The sequence below is a fragment of the Rheinheimera sp. SA_1 genome, from assembly GCF_001669775.1.
GTDB lineage: Bacteria > Pseudomonadota > Gammaproteobacteria > Enterobacterales > Alteromonadaceae > Pararheinheimera.
In genome coordinates, this window is the sequence record NZ_LXWK01000015.1 from 44,846 (window position 1) to 65,877 (window position 21,032).

General features: G+C 48.8%; 15 protein-coding genes. 2 read left to right on the plus strand and 13 right to left on the minus strand.

Annotation, left to right across the window (positions count from 1 at the left end):
* Position 1: 1 nt before the first annotated feature.
* The 5 genes from crcB to lrp form a co-directional block, all read right to left on the minus strand.
* Positions 2-385 (minus strand): fluoride efflux transporter CrcB, encoded by a 384-nt coding sequence (crcB, locus tag A5320_RS07580; RefSeq protein WP_068063189.1) that lies wholly within the window; start codon positions 383-385, stop codon positions 2-4.
* On the minus strand, positions 372-1,721 hold the full coding sequence (locus A5320_RS07585) for a replication-associated recombination protein A (RefSeq protein WP_068063191.1): 1,350 nt from the start codon (positions 1,719-1,721) through the stop codon (positions 372-374). Before A5320_RS07585 ends, crcB begins: the two co-directional genes overlap by 14 nt.
* Positions 1,718-2,332 carry an outer membrane lipoprotein chaperone LolA gene (gene lolA / locus A5320_RS07590; protein WP_068063193.1) on the minus strand — a complete coding sequence of 205 codons (615 nt, stop codon included), beginning with the start codon at positions 2,330-2,332 and terminating at the stop codon, positions 1,718-1,720. Before lolA ends, A5320_RS07585 begins: the two co-directional genes overlap by 4 nt.
* Positions 2,333-5,134: a DNA translocase FtsK gene (locus tag A5320_RS22135; protein WP_068064712.1), complete on the minus strand. Its 2,802-nt coding sequence runs from the start codon at positions 5,132-5,134 to the stop codon at positions 2,333-2,335.
* A gap of 137 nt (positions 5,135-5,271) precedes the next feature.
* Positions 5,272-5,760 carry a leucine-responsive transcriptional regulator Lrp gene (lrp, locus tag A5320_RS07600; RefSeq protein ID WP_068063196.1) on the minus strand — a complete coding sequence of 163 codons (489 nt, stop codon included), beginning with the start codon at positions 5,758-5,760 and terminating at the stop codon, positions 5,272-5,274.
* Positions 5,761-5,905: 145 nt separating this feature from the next.
* Between lrp and ald the strand changes: the two genes are divergently transcribed.
* Complete coding sequence (ald, locus tag A5320_RS07605) at positions 5,906-7,027, plus strand: alanine dehydrogenase (RefSeq protein ID WP_068063198.1); 1,122 nt, start codon at positions 5,906-5,908, stop codon at positions 7,025-7,027.
* 132 nt (positions 7,028-7,159) lie between these two features.
* Positions 7,160-7,675, plus strand: coding sequence for a DUF192 domain-containing protein (locus A5320_RS07610; protein WP_197490031.1), 516 nt, complete (start codon positions 7,160-7,162; stop codon positions 7,673-7,675).
* 63 nt (positions 7,676-7,738) lie between these two features.
* Here A5320_RS07610 and A5320_RS07615 read toward each other — a convergent pair whose 3' ends face one another.
* The 8 genes from A5320_RS07615 to A5320_RS07650 form a co-directional block, all read right to left on the minus strand.
* Positions 7,739-7,990, minus strand: coding sequence for a DUF2960 domain-containing protein (locus tag A5320_RS07615; protein WP_068063206.1), 252 nt, complete (start codon positions 7,988-7,990; stop codon positions 7,739-7,741).
* Entirely contained in the window at positions 7,990-9,123 is a 1,134-nt protein-coding gene (locus A5320_RS07620) for a 1-acyl-sn-glycerol-3-phosphate acyltransferase (protein ID WP_068063210.1), read from the minus strand. Before A5320_RS07620 ends, A5320_RS07615 begins: the two co-directional genes overlap by 1 nt.
* A gap of 125 nt (positions 9,124-9,248) precedes the next feature.
* On the minus strand, positions 9,249-9,788 hold the full coding sequence (locus tag A5320_RS07625; RefSeq protein ID WP_068063212.1) for a cell division protein ZapC domain-containing protein: 540 nt from the start codon (positions 9,786-9,788) through the stop codon (positions 9,249-9,251).
* Positions 9,789-9,892: 104 nt separating this feature from the next.
* The gene (gene pyrD, locus A5320_RS07630; RefSeq protein WP_068063214.1) at positions 9,893-10,903 is read right to left on the minus strand and encodes a quinone-dependent dihydroorotate dehydrogenase; all 1,011 of its coding nucleotides are present in this window, start codon (positions 10,901-10,903) and stop codon (positions 9,893-9,895) included.
* A gap of 137 nt (positions 10,904-11,040) precedes the next feature.
* Positions 11,041-15,876, minus strand: a complete 4,836-nt coding sequence (locus tag A5320_RS07635; protein ID WP_068063215.1) for an NAD-glutamate dehydrogenase — start codon at positions 15,874-15,876, stop codon at positions 11,041-11,043.
* Between the two features lie 369 nt (positions 15,877-16,245).
* Positions 16,246-18,564, minus strand: coding sequence for an efflux RND transporter permease subunit (locus tag A5320_RS07640; protein WP_068063219.1), 2,319 nt, complete (start codon positions 18,562-18,564; stop codon positions 16,246-16,248).
* Complete coding sequence (locus tag A5320_RS07645) at positions 18,561-19,592, minus strand: WD40/YVTN/BNR-like repeat-containing protein (protein WP_082971622.1); 1,032 nt, start codon at positions 19,590-19,592, stop codon at positions 18,561-18,563. Before A5320_RS07645 ends, A5320_RS07640 begins: the two co-directional genes overlap by 4 nt.
* 76 nt (positions 19,593-19,668) lie before the next feature.
* A complete protein-coding gene (locus A5320_RS07650) occupies positions 19,669-21,030 on the minus strand; it encodes a DUF1329 domain-containing protein (protein ID WP_068063223.1) in 1,362 nt (453 codons plus the stop codon).
* Between the last annotated feature and the right edge of the window lie 2 nt (positions 21,031-21,032).

Consider the following 21,032-nt stretch of genomic DNA (forward strand, 5'->3'; position numbering starts at 1 on the left):
ATTACTTCATCGAGCCGAGCTTGAGACCAAGCCAGGCGAGGGTTAAACACAACACCAGGTTAAGCACGACGTTGGCACCGGCTTTCAGCCAGGCGCCCTGCTGTAACAACAACACAGTGTCCATTGAAAATGTTGAAAAAGTGGTAAATGCACCCAGCACTCCAATGCCGATAAAAATCCGCCATGGGTTGGGAGCCAGCTGTTCGGTGATCAATAACCCGTACAACAGCCCGATGACAAAAGACCCGAGAATATTAACCAGCAATGTGCCAAAAGGGAATGCTCTGCCAAAAAGATGCAGCATCCATTCGCCCACCGCAAAACGCAGGCATGCGCCAATAGCGCCGCCTACCGCGATCGCCAGATATTGGCTAAGACTGGTCACGGCCGTCTCCGTTGGCTTTGGCAGCTTGATCCAGTTGCCACAGGTAATTCATTTTTTCCTGCAACTGTTTTTCCAAACCCCGATCACTTGGCTGATAAAACTGCTGCCCCGCAAGTTCTAGCGGTAAATATCGCTCACCGGCGGCATATGCTCCTGGTTCATGGTGCGCATAACGATAACCATCGCCATGCCCCATTTCCTTCATCAGCTTGGTTGGCGCATTGCGTAAATGCAGCGGCACTTCAAATGAAGGCAACTGCTGCACTAATGCCCGCATCTGCTTAAAGGCACTGTAGACGGCGTTACTTTTTGGCGCTAATGCCAGATAAATCAATGCCTGAGCAATGGCTCTTTCGCCCTCAGCCGGACCTACCCGGCTAAAGGTATCCCAGGCATCTAAGGCTATAGTGAGCGCTCGAGGATCGGCATTACCAATATCTTCCGAAGCAATGGCCAGAAGCCGGCGCGCAACATAAAGCGGATCGCCACCGCCTTCTAAAATCCGGCAATACCAATACAAAGCACCATCCGGACTGGAGCCACGCACCGATTTATGCAACGCCGAGATCAGATCGTAAAACTGATCGCCCTGATTATCAAAACCTGGCAGTTGCCGTGGCACCAGCTGTTTTAATAACGCTGCGCTTATATAATTTTCGCCTTGCGCCTGCACCGATTGTGCGGCTAGTTCCAACAAATTCAGTAATCGTCTGGCATCACCATCGGCCAGGCTCAGTAATAACTCGGTTGCCGCCGGCTCCAGCGTCAACTGCTGCGCGCCTAAGCCAGATTCAACATCAGTCAGTGCACGGGTCAGAACGCTTTGCAGCTCATCTGCCGCGATTTTTTTTAGAATGCACACCCGCGCCCGCGACAACAAAGCGTTATTTAATGAAAACGATGGGTTTTCAGTAGTCGCACCAATAAAAATAATGGTGCCGTCTTCAATATGTGGCAAAAAGGCATCTTGCTGACTTTTATTAAAACGATGCACTTCATCGACAAACAACAAGGTCCGTTGCTGGCGTTCCAGCAGCCGAAATTTGGCTGCGGTAATTTCTTCGCGGATTTCTTTGACACCGGCAGTAACGGCCGAGATTTTCGCCAGATAAGCATCGGCATGGCTGGCTACCAATTCGGCAAGGGTGGTTTTACCGGTACCAGGCGGCCCCCAGAAAATTAGTGAGGTGACACGTCCAGCTTCAATTGCCTGGCGCAGTGGTGTTCCCGGCCCAACTAAATGCTGCTGGCCGACATAGTCGGCCAGTTTTAAAGGCCGGAGTCTGGCAGCAAGCGGCCGGACATCAGGCAAAAAGTCAAAACTTAAGCTGGTCACTTGTTGCGTAAATCATCCACTTCGACACCTTTAGGTGCCTCAAATTTGAACAAACTACTTTCGATATTGACGTTATTCTGGATCGCCAAAAATTCGAAATCGCTGCGCTGACCGTTGTTATCCAGCACTGCCATATGTGATAAGCCCACGCCAGAGAAGGTCAAAGTGAGTTGGCGTACCGGATTATCATCACTTTTCGGGGTGATAATAAACTGCTGACCTTCGCCGCTGACTTCATATTGTTGCCACAAGCTGGCATCGTTAGACGTTAACAGCACAAACGGCGTACGGTTGACCTCTTTTGCGGCGTCATACAAGCTGACTTGTTCCAGTAACTCGTTGTAATGCCATAAGGTTTTGCCATCGCCAATAAACAGGTTTGGCTCGGGGCTTAAGGTCTCAAACCGAAATAAAGACGGTTGCTTCAGTGTCAGCACGCCTTCACCAGCTTCTTGCACCGGCTGATTTTTCGCATCAACCACGGTTTGCACAAAGCTGGCCTGATAACTATGCAACCGCGCCAGTTTATTTTTCAGCGCATCCGCTTGTTCAGCGGCAGCTTGCACACCACCAGCGAACAATAAACCCAATACAACAACTAACTTTTTCATTTAAAACCCTTTTGGCGGTGGAGGAGCTAAAACTTCGCGATTTCCGTTGTGGCCTGGACCGCTGACAATGCCGATCTGCTCCATGGTTTCAACCAGTCGAGCAGCGCGGTTATAACCAATCCGGAAGCGGCGTTGCACGCCTGATACCGAAGCTTTACGGCTTTCAGTAACAAAAGCCACCGCTTGATCAAACAGCGGATCGGCTTCAGCGTCTTCGTCTTCCAGCGTCTCACCCGGTAACAGATTTTCTTCAGTGGTTTCACCATTGAGAATTTCCGGAATGTAATTTGGCCGACCCCGTTTTTTCCAGTCGGCAACCACTGCATGAACTTCGTGGTCGTCAACAAAGGCGCCGTGCACCCGATTTGGTACCCCAGAGCCCGGCGGTAGATAGAGCATGTCGCCCTGACCTAATAAACTTTCGGCGCCTTGCTGATCTAAAATAGTTCTGGAGTCGATTTTTGACGACACCTGGAAGGCAATCCGGGTTGGAATATTGGCTTTAATCAAGCCGGTAATTACATCAACTGAAGGACGTTGTGTCGCCAGAATCAAGTGAATACCAGCTGCCCGCGCTTTTTGGGCAATCCGTGCGATCAACTCTTCAACTTTTTTGCCCACGATCATCATCATGTCAGCAAATTCGTCGATGACCACCACAATCGAAGGCAATTTCTCCAGCAGTGGCGGCTCAGTACGCATATCGTCAGCCGGTCGCCAGATTGGGTCGCGCAGTGGTTTGCCTTCAGCAATCGCATCTGCCACTTTCACGTTGTAGCCTTTGAGGTTACGTACACCAAGCGCCGACATTAACTTGTAACGCCGCTCCATCTCACCGACACACCAGCGCAGGCCATTGGCTGCTTCTTTCATATCGGTGACCACTTCAGTCAACAGATGTGGGATGCCTTCGTAGACGGAAAGCTCCAACATTTTCGGGTCAATCATTAAGAACCGCACGTCTTCCGGTGTTGATTTATACAGCAGACTACAAATCATCACATTAACGCCAACTGACTTACCAGAACCGGTGGTACCAGCTACCAGCAAATGCGGCATCTTGGCTAAATCTGCCACCACCGATTTACCGGCGATGTCTTTACCCAAAACCATGGTGAGTGGTGATTTGGATTGTTCAAACACTTCATCGCCAATCACTTCAGACAAGCGGACGATTTCACGATGCTGATTCGGCAGTTCCAAGCCAATAAACGATTTACCCGGAATAACTTCCACCACCCGCACACTGATAGCAGAAAGCGAACGGGCTAAATCTTTGGACAAACCAGTGATTTTACTCACCTTGACGCCAGGCGCTAAATCAAGCTCAAACCGTGTCACCACCGGGCCTGGACAAACCCCAACCACTTTGGCATCGACATTAAAATCGAGCAGTTTTAGCTCCACCAGGCGCGATACTTTATCCAAATCTTCCTGCGAAATTGGATTAACGGTTCTATTGGGGCGGTCTAACAAACTGAGCGCTGGCAGTAATTCAGCCAGTGTTTGTGGTTGGACAGCTGCAGAGCTTGCAGGCTCGTCGTCATCGTCCAGATCAAAGGGTGGTTCGTCATTTAATGCCGGTGGCGCATAAGGGCTTTGGGTATGGGCAAAACTTTGTTGTAAATCAGCGGCATCGTAACGATCATCAATCGCACTGTAACTTAATTCGTCATCAGCCAGTTCATCCACACTGACAAAAGCACGGGCTTCGGTATGGGCGTCCAGTGGCTGAAACGGCAATGGTTCGACATGTGCATTAGCTGCTGGGAAAAACGCCCGGCTTTGCAGCTGTGGGTCGATTTTAATTGACTGTGCATCCGAAACCACCGGTGTTGCTGGTACAACCGCAGACTCAGCGTAACTGTATTCTGTATGTTCGGCATGCGCATGTTCAGAGTAGTGAAGCTCGGCATACGTCGGTTCGGCCTCAGCTTTTTGAGCTGTCGTCGACGAAGGGTCGGCATTTAGCGCCGCCATATCAAAGGTCGGTTCCACCATCTCGCGCATATCAAAACTAAAGGCTGGTTCTTTACGCTCCTGCACCGGTGGGATCACCTGCACTTTAGCACTGGCGGCTTCTGGTTCACTGGATTCAGCAACACCATCGTACGCCGGAATTTTATCTTTACTGCGCGCAACAGCTTTCACCGCTGGAATTTCAGCGGTTCCAGGGAACGCTGGTTGCTGATCCTTCTGGAATCGTGCTGGTAACTGTCGTAAAAAGTGATAACTGTCCATCACAAACCGGCCAAGCTCATCGGCAACTGTCAACCAGGAAATACCGGTGAGCATGGTCAGCCCCATGCAGAAACCGCAGAGTAACAACAGGCTGCTGCCAACAAAATTCAGATTGGGTAATAAAATGCCGACAATGACATCGCCGACGACGCCACCGGAGGAATAGATAAAAAAGTCATCAAAATTAATGCTGCTGATGGCACATGCTGTGATGACCGTGACCAACAAACCTAGCAGGCGTAAGCCAAGGATCAGATAATCAATCGAAATCAGGTCTTTAAAGCGTTTGAACAGCAAATAGCCGCAAAAACCAAAAAACGGCGGAAACAAATAAGACAACCAGCCAAACACCGCAAACAACACATCCGCAGTGCGAGCGCCAACCGGCCCGGCGAAATTGTGAATATCGGTGTGGTATCCGGTTTGCGACCAGCTCGGGTCTGCCGGGTCAAAACTTAACAGTGCCAGCAACATAAATGCTGACAAACCGATGAAGATAATTAATCCAACTTCAACCAGCCGTTGGATACCATTGAGTGAGAATACGGTTTTAGCTTGCAAGCGCCAGGCCCTATCAAAAAGTCGAAAAAAATACCCTGCCAAGATACCAGAGTGCTGGCAGCCATGCATCTGTTTCAATGCTGCGATACCGGCGTTATCCATGCTATCTGTTTGTTATTTAATCAATGAATACAACTTCAACCACTGACAGCAACAAAAGTGGTTTGTTTCACTTCTTCCATCACCACATAGGTCCGGCTTTCACGGACACTGGGCAATCGCAACAAGGTTTCCCCTAATAATTCACGATAGGCGGCCATATTGGCAACCCTGGTTTTTAATAAAAAGTCGAAACTGCCGGACACCAGATGACATTCCAGGATTTCATCGAGCTTTTGTACGGCTTTGCTGAATTCATCAAAATCTTCCGGCGACGTTTTACTTAAAGTAATTTCGACAAACACCAACAGCGCTGCGCCGACTTTATTCGGGTCCACTCTGGCGTTGTAACCTAAAATAAATTTGTCCAGTTCCAGCTTGCGCACCCGCTCCAGACAAGGCGTTGGGCTGAGCCCTACCCTTTTTGCCAGTTCGACATTCGACAACCGCCCATCTTTTTGTAATTCGACCAGAATTTTACGATCGATCCGGTCGAGCTTTTTTGCACTGTTATTTTCCGCCTGCATGCTAGTGTATTATTCTGCCAAATATTCTATGTCAGATTATTATGCTACATAATTGCTTAACTTCAAACATTCATTCTGCAAATTACCCACTATACTAGCCGAATATTTTTACCCCCCCTACAGCTCTTACTCAAAGGCGATTTTTATGATTATTGGCGTGCCAAAAGAAATTAAAAACCACGAATACCGCGTCGGTATGACTCCGGCCAGCGTGCGCGAACTTGTTGCACATGGTCACACCGTTTTTGTAGAACATAATGCTGGTTATGGCATTGGTTTTGGTGATGCCGACTACATCACAGCTGGCGCGACAGTGCTGGCAACTGCCAACGAAGTTTTCGCCAAAGCCGACATGATCGTGAAAGTAAAAGAGCCACAGGCCGTTGAACGTGCCATGTTACGCGAAGGCCAAATCCTGTTTACTTACCTGCACTTAGCTCCTGATTTACCGCAAACTGAAGACCTGATTAAATCTAAAGCTATTTGTATTGCTTACGAAACTGTCACCGACAACCGTGGTGGTTTACCACTGTTAGCGCCAATGTCAGAAGTGGCTGGCCGCATGTCAATCCAGGCCGGTGCCCGCGCTCTGGAAAAATCATGTGCCGGTCGTGGCATGTTGTTAGGTGGCGTGCCAGGTGTTGAACCGGCTAAAGTTGTAGTGATTGGTGGTGGTATGGTTGGTACCAACGCAGCGCAGATGGCTGTTGGTTTAGGTGCTGATGTTGTAGTTCTGGATCGTAGCGTTGACGTATTACGTCGCATTAATGCCCAGTTTAACGGTGCGGTAAAAGCAATTTATTCAACTGCTGATGCACTGGAAAAACACATTCTGGAAGCTGATTTAGTGATAGGTGGTGTATTAATTCCTGGTGCTGCGGCGCCGAAATTAGTGACACGCGAACATGTCCGTAAAATGAAAGCCGGTTCAGCGATTGTTGACGTGGCGATTGACCAGGGCGGTTGTGTTGAAACGTCTTATGCAACGACACACGCTGAACCAACCTTTATCGTTGATGACGTGGTGCATTATTGTGTAGCAAACATGCCTGGTGCAGTACCACTGACTTCGACCTTTGCCCTGAACAACGCCACCCTGCCATTTATCATTAAACTGGCCAATAAAGGCTACAAAGCAGCTTTACTTGAAGACCAGCATTTAATGAATGGTCTGAACGTGATTGGAGGCAAAGTGGTGAACCAACACGTGGCAGAAGCACTGAACCTGCCATTTGTTGATCCACGTCTGGCGTTAAGCGCTAACTAATCAATGTCTTAGTTTCTGCTCTACGGCCGTTTAGCGTGCGACGAGCCTGCAATAATAGCCAGCGAAAGCTGGCTTTTTTGTGCGCCGGATGTTTTGATAACCTTCTGCTACTGCTACACAAAGGAAATGCTGGTGAAAATATATACAGGTCTTGTTGTGGCCGGATTAATGATCAGCGGTTGTCATGCGCAGCCACCACAAACACAATTTCCTGAAAAGTTTGAACTGGTGCAGCTTCGCATTGGCTCTTCAGTCCAACAAGTGCAGCTTGCCGATACTGAAGCGAAAAGACGCCAAGGCTTGATGGGACAAATTCCGCTGCAACACGGCATGCTGTTGTTACATCAGACACCCAAACGGATGGTGTTGTGGATGAAAAACACCCCCAGCGCGCTGGACGTGGCCTTTATTGACGCCAAGTGGAACATCGTCGGCATGACCCAGATGCAGCCATTTAGTGAAGATTTACATGAATCACCGGGACCGGTGTTAGGTGCGCTGGAAATGCCTCTAGGCTGGTTTGCTAAAGCGAATATCGCAGTTGGCCAACAACTCAGTATATGTAAAGACGATTGCGTACCCGTAGCTAAACCCAAAATCATTGAAGATGCAGGTAGGCGACAAGTGAGCGAGACCCCAGGAGCATAGTTGTCCTATGTGACTGGGGCGAGCGAGCGAAGGCAACAACCCTGCAACTTCAAGGATGAAGGGTTAGATATCTTTGTCGTCTTTATGCAGGAAAATCTCGGTAAACCCAAACCGGATAAACTCTTTTTGGCGGAAATCTTTAATTGCAGCAGTACGTTTTGCGGTCATAGCCACTTGCTGCTCCATTTTTAGAAACTGCGTTAGATCAATACCTTCAGCTGCGGCAACTGCTTCATAAATATCATGATACTTGTCGTAGCTAAACGGGATCTGCCGTGGCTGGCCTTTAAATTTATAGGTAATAGCACGCGCCATCAGTGTTGCTCCTTGCTGCGGGCAGCGTTTAATAGCGGATTAGCATACATCTGACAAAGAACTGGCCGAATTTGTTCCGGCACAGCCGCTAACCGACGTTTAAACTGCTCAACAGTACTGTCGTTTGCATCCACCGCATCAGCCTGATCCGCAGCCAGATAATTGGCCGGATACAGCTGATAACCCTGATAAATTTCCCGGTCAATAGCGGCGGCCATTGTTTCCGGACTGGCTAAATCTTCGGCATTTTTAATCACAGCCCCAAAATGGACATGCACCCGGCCTTTTTCACCAACAATGCCCTGTACAATACTCTGAATATCTTCAAACTCAGCTTTTTGATAATTACCTTCGGTCTGACGCTGATACAATTCCTGTGCTTTTGCTAAGTCACAAGGGTCAAATTCATACGACAAACAGACCGGTACGATCTGCAACGATGCCATATAGTCCGGAAAAGCCAGTTGTTGCTGCTTACCTGCGATATAGAACATTTTCAGAATGGCCGGATCGGTCAGATCATTGCCATCTTTAGCCCGGCCTTCTTTTTGGGCAATCCAGATATGGTTATTGGTCTGCAGTGAATGGCGAATATAACCAGACAACTGCCCCAAAGCCTTTAACATCTCCCGTGGCCCCTTGGCCGAGCGTTTGACGATAAAGCTTTTATTCAGTTTCATCAGCTCGGTGACACAGGTTTTTTTCAGTAAATTGTCGCCAATGGCAATGCGGGCGGTGGTGAAACCATGTTGATGTAAACACCAGTTGACCAGCGCCGGATCCATCGCGATATCACGGTGATTCGACACAAATAAGTAAGCTTGATTTGGATTGAGCGCCGCCAACCCACTACAGGTGACCCCTTGGGTGGTGCGTTTTAAGGTGTTATCAAGATAACGCGAAACATAACGTTGCACCGATTCAACGGTTTGAAAACCTGACCAATGGCGACGTAGATACCAGGTGAGCAAAGGCGCGGCAATCGCGCTCAGCCAGGAAGATGAACTGCCAAAACGAAATCGGATCACCGCCCGGATAAATTCCGGATCGGCAATAATCCGCTGCACTGCGGCCGGCACTTCAGAGTCGTTATAAGGGCGGATGTCATCAAAATTGTCGGTTACTTCAGTCACGCTACAGGCCTTTATTAAATCAACCCGGCTATTTTACTGATTAACGGCCAACTGCCTAGCAGATTCGACCGATTTGGCGGAAAAAGCCCAAAACAACATTTGCACTGGTGCCAGATCAGACCAGATCAGGCTGACTTAGCGAAATGGCGGTGTGGTGCAGGTTTTTGTTGCAGAGCCGGTTGTAAGCGGTCATTTAGCACCACAACAGCTTGCCCGGCAAGTAATTGTTTCCCTTGCAGGTTTTCGCCACTATCTAATAACAACAGCTGACTGCTGGCGCCATAATTGTTGGTCACAATCGCCAGCATCGAGGCACGCCCTGCCAGAAACACCAGCTCGGCTATTGTTGGTTGAAAGTGTTGGGATACCTGGTTAAAACCCCAGCTTTTATGGCCGGTTTGCCGGACAAACTGCTGACAACAGAGCGCATCGACGGTGGCAGCAAAACAAGCAGCTTCACTGAAATGCAACTGCTCCAGTGCATGCCAGAAGGTCCAGTAGTACTGAGCCTGCTCCAGCGTAAAATGGGTTTCTTCGATAGTAACAAGCTGTTGCGGTGAAAATGGCGTTGTCTGAACTGCAACACCGGTATCGAGTTGCAGTTGCGAATGCTCTTGCGAAGGCACAAGCCATTGCCACTTAGCTGATGGAGTGGAAGCTGACATGTCATTTCACCTGAAAGATTCATTACATATCAGCGTTTTACACTTTGCCGATCAATAAGTTAAAGATTAATTTGCTCTAACTAACAATGATCCGCGCTGGATCGTTATAAGCTATTTACGATCGAACGGATCAAGTCAGGCCCTTGATAAATAAAGCCGGTATAGACCTGGACCAACTGCGCACCAGCGGCAAATTTTTCTTTTGCAGCATCAGCACTATCAATACCACCGACACCAATAATCGGGAATTCTGGCCCTACTGCAGCACGCAATTGCGAGACCACACTGGTACTTTTCGCCCGCACTGGCGCGCCGCTCAATCCGCCCATTTCTTCAGCAAATTGAAGACCTTGCACTAAACTTCTATCCAAAGTGGTATTGGTCGCAATAGCGCCATCCATCTTACTTTGCAATAAAGTATCGGCGACTTGCTGCACCGCTACTTCATCCATATCCGGCGCAATTTTCACAAACACTGGCACATACTTTTGATATTTCGCGGCTAAATCCAGCTGTTCGTTTTTAACACTGACCAATAAGTCCATCAGCGCATCACCAAACTGTAGATCCCGAAGTCCCGGGGTATTTGGCGAAGAAATATTTACTGTGATATAACTGGCATAGGGATAAACCTTGCGCATACAGTGCACATAGTCGTCTTTGCCCTGCTCGTTTGGTGTGTCTTTGTTCTTGCCAATGTTGATGCCAAGCACGCCTTTATAGCGAGCCTTTTTGACATTCTCGACCAGATAATCAACACCTTTATTGTTAAAACCCATCCGGTTAATAATGGCGCTGGCTTCTGGCAGACGGAAAATCCGTGGTTTGTCATTGCCAACTTGTGGCCTTGGGGTCACGGTCCCCACTTCAATAAAACCAAAACCCATCTGCGAAAATGCATCAATACAGTCAGCATTTTTATCAAGACCTGCTGCAAGCCCAACCGGGTTATCAAAGCGGATCCCGGCGACAGTTACCGGTTTAGCCGGCAGTTGCTGGCGCCACAACGCCGATAACGGTGTATGTTGCAACGTTTTTAAACTTCCCAGCGCAAAATGATGCGACTTTTCGGCATCCGCACAAAACATCAGTTGTCTTGCAAGTTGATAAAACATAACAAACCTATTTGTTGTTGAAAATAATCAGCGGCATCGACTTGATCTATCGCGCCAAAGCACACCATTAAACGCTAAAAGAATGCCCCGGATAAACGGGGCATTCAGCGGTGTTCACTTAGTTCAGCAGAACAGTATTATTTAACGCTGTCGCAGTGGTGGCTTAACAACATCAGCTCACGCAGTGCCACGGAGAACTTGGCAAACTCGTGACTCTTGGTTGTTTTGAACTCAGCCAGCATAAGACTCCAGCGTGCCAACACCAGTTCGTTTGAGGTTAACCAACGACTGATCACCTCTTCCGCCTGGCATTGACCACCACAGGTTCTGACCACAACCTGGCTCAGCGCCCGTTGTTGCCAATCCAGCTCTTCGCGGTATGACGCGCGGGCCAGTGCCTGCCAGTGGTTGGTGACCGGCTGATGGGTAATTTGCTCCAGGAACCAGTGCAGATCCAGCTTGTCGCCAAGCTTGAAGTAGATTTCTGCCACCAGCAGTAAATCAGTTTTTTCACTGTCAGCAACCTGCGCGATATCCATCACTGAGAACACCGTGCTTAACTGCGCCAGGTAACGGGCGACATCGGCTGGAATTTGCTGGGCGGTCAGTTTGTCCTGGTGCGCCTGCAATGACTCGGCTTCATTCGCAGCTAATAAACGCGGTAATTCAGCGGCAATTTGCTGGTAAGCCGGTTTAAAGAACGCGACCGATTGCTCAATACCCAGCGCTTTATTGCGATGACGCAAGAACCAGCGAGTGGCGCGGCGCATGGTGCGACGCAGCTGGAACAATAACCGCGTTTGCAGCTCTGCCGGTATGGTGGTGTCTAATTCTTCCAGCTTGTGCCAGATGATCTCAACATCAAACAAGTCACGCGCAATGGCATAACAAATCGCAACTTCAGAGACCGTCGAACCGGTTTCTTCCATCATCCGCTGGGCGAAGTTAGCGCCCATATCATTCACCAGCATATTGGCCAGTTTGGTGGCAATAATTTCGGCTTTCAGCGGATGGTTTTCCATCTCTTTGGCGTACTTGTCTTGCAGCACTTGTGGGAAAGCCTGGAACAACTCTTGTTTAAAGTAATTGTTCTCATAGATTTCCGGCAGCACCAGCTGTTCTTTCAACACCATCTTGCCATAGGCGGTCAGAATGGCCAGTTCAGGACGGGTCAGACCCGCGCCTTTGACCATCCGCTCAGCTAATGCATCATCAGATGGCAGGAATTCCAGCTCGCGGTTCAGCTTGCCGTCTTTTTCCAGCGCGTGAATAAAGCGCGTGTATTCCTTCATCTGCTCGGCGCCGAGCAACGAAGATACTGAAATACTTTGCGTCTGACGGTAACAGTCGTTGATCACGATATCAGCGACATCGTTGGTCATGCTGTACAGCAATTCGTTGCGTTGTTTCAGCGTTAAATCACCACTGGCAACCAAAGCGTTCAGCAGAATTTTGATGTTCACTTCGTTATCCGAACAATCCACACCACCAACGTTGTCGATAAAGTCGGTATTGATCCGGCCACCGTTGCTGGCATATTCAATCCGGCCACGTTGAGTAGTCCCTAAGTTACCACCCTCGCCGATGATCTTCGCTTTGACTTCTTTTCCATTGACCCGCAGTGGTTCAGAAGCGCGATCGCCAACTTCGGCATGCGATTCATCGGTTGCTTTGACGTAAGTACCGATACCACCGTTCCAAATCAGGTCGACTTCCATCATCAGCGCCGCACGAATAAGTTCGTTCGGCGTTAAGGTGGTTTTGTCAGTGCCCAGCATTTGTTGCATTTGCGGGCTTAACTTAATAGCTTTAGCGCTACGCAGGAAAATACCACCGCCTTCAGAAATAAGCTCGCGGTTGTAATCATCCCAGGTGGAGTTTGGCAGTTTAAATAACCGGTCACGTTCCACAAACGATGTTGCTGACACCGGATTAGGATCCACAAAAATGTGCATGTGGTTAAAAGCAACCTGCAGGCGGATATGTTCAGACAACAGCATGCCGTTACCAAACACGTCACCGGCCATATCGCCGATCCCAACCACGGTAAAATCAGTGCTTTGACAATCGATACCCACTTCTCGGAAGTGGCGTTTCACCGATTCCCAGCCGCCACGTGCGGTAATGCCCATGCCTTTGTGGTCGTAACCGTTCGAGCCACCTGAGGCAAAAGCGTCACCTAACCAGTGGTTGTATTCCAGCGAAATACCGTTGGCGATATCAGAGAACGTTGCGGTGCCTTTGTCGGCTGCAACTACTAAGTACGGGTCGTCTTCATCCAGGCGCACCACGTTTTTCGGCGGTACAATCTGGCCTAATACGATGTTGTCAGTGATATCCAACAGCGCGCGGATAAAGGTACGGTAACAGGCTTTACCTTCGTTGAGCCAGGCTTCGCGGCCACCGGTTTCCGGTAGTTTTTTACAAACAAAACCACCTTTGGCGCCAACCGGCACAATCACAGTGTTTTTCACTTGTTGCGCTTTGACCAGACCCAGCACTTCGGTGCGGAAATCTTCGCGGCGATCTGACCAGCGCAGACCACCACGGGCTACTTTACCAAAACGTAAATGCACACCTTCGACTTTTGGCGAGTACACAAAAATCTCGAAGAATGGCAATGGCAATGGCATATCCGGGATCATCGCCGGACGGACTTTAAACGAAATATACGGCTTGTCGCTGCCATCTTCGGCAGTTTGGAAATAGTTGGTACGGACAATCGCCTGAATAATGGCCAGGAAACGACGGATGATCCGGTCGTCATCAAGGTTGGCCACGTTTTCCAGCTGCGCCAGAATCTCAGTTTCCAATTGTTCTGCAACTGCAGCATCGGCATTATCCAAAGCGAATTTGCTGTTAAACAGCTGCACCAATAAACCCGCTAATACCGGGTAACGGCCAAAAGTCGATTCGATATAAGCCTGGCTAAAGGTCCCGCCGATTTGCCGTTTGTATTTGGCAAAAGAGCGCAATAACGACGCTTCACGGCCAGTTAAACCAGCGCCTAAAATCAGTCGGTTAAAACCGTCATCTTCTAAATCGCCTTTCCAGACTTTGGCAAAAGATTCCTGGAACAACTGCTGCGCCGCTTCAAAATCCAGTGGCACTTTGCCGTTCAGTTCCATGCTGAAGTTTAAGATCCAGCTGACTGAACCGTCCGGGCAACGCACAGCATAAGGCGTTTCACCAATCACCCGCAGACCGAAGTTTTCCAGCATTGGTAATACGTCGGACAAATGAATTGGGTGGTCTTTATGGAACAGGTTTAACCGCACCGCTTTGGAATCGTCTTTCTCTTCCTGAGGCCGGTAGAACAGCATTTCCAAAGTGTTGTCTTCGGTCAGCGCTTCCAGTTTGGCAATATCCACCAGCGCATCGTTTGGCAACATTTCTTCTTTGTAAGAGCGCGGGAAAGCGTTGATATATTTCAGGCCAAGCTCACGACCAGTCAGCTCTCCGAAGCGGCCGATTAAGGCGCTTGCCAGCTTATCTTCCCAGGTGCGGGCAGCTTCAATTAAATTATTTTCGATGTCTTTCACATTGAACTCGATATTGCTGTCGTTGATCCGGACAAAATAATGGGTCCGGGCCAGCATGGATTCAGAGAAATAAGTGGTAAATTCCACCGGCTCGGTACTGCCTAAGAAACTTTGCAGGATATTCTGAGTTTCTTTGCGCAACTGCGTGTTATAACGCTCACGTGGCACATACACCATGGCCGAAACAAACCGACCAAAGGCATCTTTACGCATAAAGACCCGGGTCATGTCCCGTTCCTGCATTTGCAGCACGCCGGTCGAAATATCTAACAGTTCGTCGGCTTCAGCCTGAATAAGCTCATCACGTGGATAAGTTTCCAGAATATTCAGCAGCGCTTTGTAAGCGTGGGTGCCAACGGCAAAACCAGAAGCTGCCATCACTTTAGAAAGTTTGTTTTTCAGCAGTGGAATATCACCGGCACTGTTGTTATACAGCGATGATGAATACAAACCGATGAAACGATCCTCACCCACCACATGACCTTCAGCGTCAAAGCGCTTGATCCCGATATAATCAATATAAGCCGGGCGATGTACCCGGGATTTATTATTGGTTTTAGTCAGGATCAAAGAACCGGTGCTCAGCGCTTGTTTGCGCGCAACATCAGGTAAATCTGACAACATTAAATCGCGGGAAACGCTACGGCGCATTAGCCCTAAAGCGGTATCGGCCATGCCTTCGATGCGGTAGTCACCCTGCACCGGCACAATGCTGTATTGCCGGTAGCCGAGCAGCGTAAAGTTATCCTTGGCCAGCCACTTTAAAAACTCAGTGGTTTCTGCCAGTTGCTCTGGCGTTGCTTTACCGCTGTTGGCTGGTAATTCTGCAATCACCTGCTCCAGCTTGGCTTTGGTAGGTTTCCAGTCCTCAACCGCCAGTTTCACGTCCTGCATTACTGAATCAAGTTCAGCAATCAGGTGATCCATGGTGGTTTTGTCAGTCATCCGGTCGATTTCGATATGAAAGACCGTTTGCTGAGTCGAAGGATTTTGCTTAGTGCCGAGTTTATGGAATTCAGTGATATCGCCTTTAGCATCGCGGAATGTCTGCAGTGGATAATGCAGCAGTAAATGCGCGGTGATGTTGTGGCGGTTTAAGGCGATCCGGACTGAATCCACCAGAAACGGCATATCCTTCACCACGATTTCGACAATAGTGTGTTTTGATTCCCAACCGTGACGGGCGATTTCCGGGTTAAACACACGAATTTTTGCGCTGTCATCAGCATGGGTATTAAAGGTTTGCCACAGACTTAACGCAGCACCATATAAATCGCTGTCGTTACGGCCGAACATATCTTCGTTGGCAACATTGCCATAGAGAGTGAAAGCAAATTTCTCAACCTGTTCAACCTGATCTTTTACTTTTTGTTTGATGAGTTTACTTACGTTTTGTAGAAGTACAGATGGTTGACCGTCTATCAGTGCCATTTTTGTATCCTTGTTTTAATCTCTGCGTAGGGTGAAGCAGGATTGTGCATTACATACAGAGCGTGTCAGGTGCGAAGTTTATTGCCAATTGTAGTGCTTTTCGAGCTTTATTTCAGGCTTTCATACTGGTTGTACCAGCGCTAAAATCCAGATTTGACAAGATATTCAAGCTTATTAAATAACAAAATGGCCCGCAGGCCATTTTCATTAGATTAATTGCATAAACATGCGATTCCCCTTCATCCTTAAAATTGCAGGGTTGTTGGCCGCTTTCTCTCACCCCAGTCACATAGAACAGCTATGCTCCTGGGGATTCGTTCAATTGCCGCCTACCTGCAACTTTAATGATTTTGGGTAATTACTTAACCATTATCGGTTTTTACGCCAAAAGAATGCCGCCAATGCTGGTAATACAAACACCGCACCCAGCATATTGACGATAAACATAAAGGTCAGCAGGATGCCCATATCGACCTGGAACTTCAGCGCCGAGAATACCCAGGTACTGACGCCAATCGCCAAGGTGATTGCCGTAAACAGCACCGCACTGCCGGTTGATTTCAGCGCATTGTAATATGCTTCCCGTAACGGCATACCATCACGCAGCGGTTGCGTCATATTGGTCAGGATATAAATTCCATAATCCACACCGATACCCACACCCAGTGCAATCACTGGCAAGGTCGATACGGTCAGACCAATGCCGAGCAACGTCATTAAGGCCGTTGCCAATACAGTCACCAAATACAACGGCAGGATCACCGCGACGGTCGCCCGCACCGAACGGAAACTGATTAAACACAATAAGATCACTGCGCCATACACATACAAGGTCATTGGATCTTGTGCTGCTGCCACCGCTTCATTGGTGGCGGCCATCACGCCAACCGGACCGGATGCCAGCATAAATTTGGTGGTGTCGGTCCCCAGCTCAGCGCCGACTTTTTTCGCTTCGGCGATGACTTTTTCGATGGTCTCGGCTTTGTGGTCGTTTAAGAACAAAATAACCGGCATCACCGAACAATCGCCATTGAGCAAACCGGTACTGGTTTCAACGCGCGACGAAGATTGCACCAGCGATTCGGTGGTCCGTGGCAAAATGCGCCATTTCACGTTGCCTTCGTTAAAAGCAGCGTTGATGGTTTTTGACACTGAAGGCAAGGACACCGCACTTTGCACGCCCGGCACGTTTTCCATCCGCCACTGGAACTGGTCAATCTTGTCCATGATCGGGTGGAAGGTACAGCCGTTGGCATCGGTTTCTACCATCACATTGATATAGTCAACGGAAATAGCGTAGCGGTCGGTAATTAAGAAAGTGTCCTGGTTATAACGGGAATCTTCATGTAAAGACGAAGCACCCGGTTGCAGATCACCAATTTTCAGCTGTTTGCTTTGATAATAACCACCGGCAAATAAGGCGGCTGATATCAGCAGGATCACTGCAGCGACTTTCGGCTCAGCACTGGCCGACAACGCCCGCCAGAATTTATCCGCTTTTGGTGTTGGAGCCGAAACCGCCTCAACATACGAAGGTTTAAAACGTACAAAGGACATCAGCACCGGTAATAAGAACAAGTTGGTCAGAATAATCACGCCCACACCCAAACTTGCGGTGATCGCCAATTCGCGGATCACCCCAATCTCGATGATTAACAAGGTGATAAAACCAACAGTGTCCGACAATAACGCCACGCCGCCCGGGATCATTAAATGACGGAAGCTGGCCTGCGCAGCCGTTTTGGCGTCAAGACCAGCGGCTACGTTTTTGCCGGTAGCGTTGATCATCTGCACACCATGGCTCACGCCAATCGCAAACACTAAAAACGGTACCAGAATCGACATCGGATCAATGCCAAAACCGAGCACTGTTAATAATCCCATCTGCCAGATCACCGCAATCAGTGAACAGGCAATAGGTAATATTGTCAGGGTTACAGATTTGGAGAACAGGTAGACCATCACCGCCGTAATGGCGATAGCCACCGCGAAAAACGCCAGTACGCCTTTAGCACCATTTGCTACATCGCCGACCATTTTGGCAAAGCCGATGATATGCACTGAAATTTGTTCGTTTTCATACTGGCCACGGACATCGTTTTCCAATTGATTGGCAAAAGCGATGGTGTCGAGCTTTTCATTGGTATCCGGATTAATTTCCTGCAACTGCGCCGTGACCATAGCGCAGCTGTAATCGTCTGCAACCATCCGACCAACAATACCGGCTTTGTCGACATTCTGCTTAACGATGGCCAGGCCATTGGCATCGGCGGCAAAGTCAGCCGGGATCACCGGGCCACCGGCAAAACCGTCTTCCACCACTTCGACAAAACGGGTGCTTGGGCTAAACAAGGATTTCACTAACACCCGATCCACCCCTGGCATGTAATACACCTGGTCATGGATTTTCTTGAAGGTATCGAAAAACTGCGGGTTAAAAATATTGCCAGAGGCGTCACACACCGAAATCAGAATATTGTTAGCGCCGCCAAAATCTTTGGCGTGCTTTAAATAGGTCTGCATATATTCGTGTTTTAACGGAATATTTTTGGTAAAAGCTGCGTCGAGTTTAATCTGGCTGGCTTTAAACAATAAAAATAACGTCATGGCGACAAACGCCAGGATCACAAAACCGCGGTGACGAAACAGCGCATATTCGCACTTATTAATAAAACGACTGGTACTCATAAGGCTTTGCTTTCTTTTAACTGTATGGTTTTAATTCCGGTTTCGGTTGCCAGTACCAATTGGTTGGCAATCACCACCGCATTTAAAATGGCTTTGCCATCTTGCTGATTCATCGCAGCAAAAGTCTGGCCATCATCATCACTGAATAATAAAGTTCCGGCATTGCCCAGCAGATAGACCCGGCCGTTTTCATCGTTGATTACACTGTTCAGTGTAGATGGCGACGGTACCGCAATTTGCTGCCAGCTCAGGCCCTGGTCAGTACTGCGAAACACGTGCCCACGCAAACCAACGGCAATCAAACTTAGTGCTTTGGTTCTGGTGATGCCAAACAATGAGCCGTTATAAAATTCTGTTTGTCGTTGCCAGGTCAAACCGAAGTCCTGACTTTTGGCAAAAAAGCCGGCTTCACCGACCAGATAAAGCGTGGTGCCATCGGCATAAAGCCGGTTAAAATGTGGCAGCACCGAAGACATTTCGACGGCGAACCCTTCAGGGTCCGTTTCTTTTAACTCGGCTAACAGTTGTTGATCATCAACACTTGCCAGTTCCAGATGGAATTCATTGACCCAGGTTTTGCCTGCATCGCTGGTGCGATAAAACATGCCATATGCACCAACTGCAATTCCGTGCTGTGGGTCTTTAAAAAAGATATCAAATAATGGCTTATCCAATTCCGGCAGGAATTGCTGGATCTGCCAGCTGGCACCGCCATCATTCGAATGCAAAATACTGGCGTCATGTCCAACTGCCCAGCCATGGGTTTCGTCGGTGAAATAAATTGAATTCAGGTTTGATTGCAATGGCACCGGCATTTGTTGCCAGATCAGCCCGTCCATGCTTTGCAAGATGTGGCCGCGTTCGCCGGCAGCCATCCAGAATTTGGTGCCCACCGGTACAATGTCGGTCAGCACCGAATTCACTGCACGTGGCAATTGGTAAGCGGCCTGAGGCGTAGTCTGCGCCAGCACAGGCGACGGCAGCAACACACAACAAAGGCCTAATCTTGACAAAATTTTCGACATCATTAGAGCTATTACTCAAGGGTTAAACTGAAACAAAAACGGTTGGCACAAGCCAACCGTTTGTCATCACACCAGTTGATTAACGGGTACCTTCCCGACGCAGTGCCGCCGGAGTAAAGTCGTTATCCGATAATTTCACTGAGAAATCATACATCCGGTCTTCGTTATCTAAACCGATCGCGATATAGCGACGCGAGTTCAGATCATGATAAACCTCTAATGTACTCCAGTGGGTAGGTACTTCGTAGTAATTCAGACCATGTGCCACTGCCACGCGGTATAATTCGCCACGGGCATCGTACAGATCGGCAACATGAATTTGCCAGCTGTCTTCATCGATATAAAACACCCGTTTGCCATACACATGGCGCATGCCGGATTTCAGCGTTGCTTCAACAACCCAAACCCGGTGCTTTTCATAGCGGACATAATCAGGATTTAAGTGACCGGCCGTTAACAGGCTGTCGTACTTGGTTTCCTTGCTATGCAGCTTGTAGCTGTTATATGGAATCAACATTTCCTGTTTGCCTTTCAGCTCCCAGGTGTAACGATCTGGTGAGCCGTTAAACATGTCGAAATCATCGGTGGTCCGCAGGCCATCAGATGCAGTACCTGGCGCGTCATAAGCCACGTTTGGCGCACGACGAACACGGCGTTGACCAGTGTTGTAAGTCCACGCCTGACGAGGGGTTTTTACCTGATCCATCGTTTCGTGTACTAACAATGCAGTACCTGCCAGACGTGCTGGTGTAGTCACGCTTTGCTTAAAGCGGAACAGGATATTTTCTGCCTGCAATGCTTCAGCGGTGGCTTTTTGGTCAGAGTACTTAAACATGATCTCTTCGTTAAAGCCGATCAGGGTATAAGCACCGGTCGCCGTTGGCGCAGCCTGACCACCATTACGGGTTGCAGCTACACCACGGTAACGCACGATGTGGTTCCAAATCGCTTCCAAACCATTGGCTGGAATTGGGAACGGAATACCCACAGCAGCGTTGATAATACCGTTACCGCCCTGCACTAATTCGGCATTTGCAGCAATCGATTTGGTCGCATCGTACACATATTGTGGGTAAGACGCTGAACGCTGCGTTGGATACACGTGCATTTTGTAGGTATCCGGGTACAGATTAAATAACGCCTGCTGACCAGGAGACAACAACGCTTTGTGTTGTTCCATGTTGGCTTTAGTTACTGTCATCACAACTTTATCAGCTGCAAACGGATCCGGATGGTGATCACCGGCTTTGTATCCCGCAGGAACCGCAGTAATACCGCCGTTCCATGCCGGAATACTGCCATCTTTATTACCAGCTTTTTCAGCACCCAGCGGTGTTAAATCAGCACCAAGACGCGCAACCTGGTCGGCTGGTAATTTAGCCAATGCGCCACAGCTGACAATCAAAGCAATGGCGGACGATAGTAGGGTGAGTTTTTTCATAA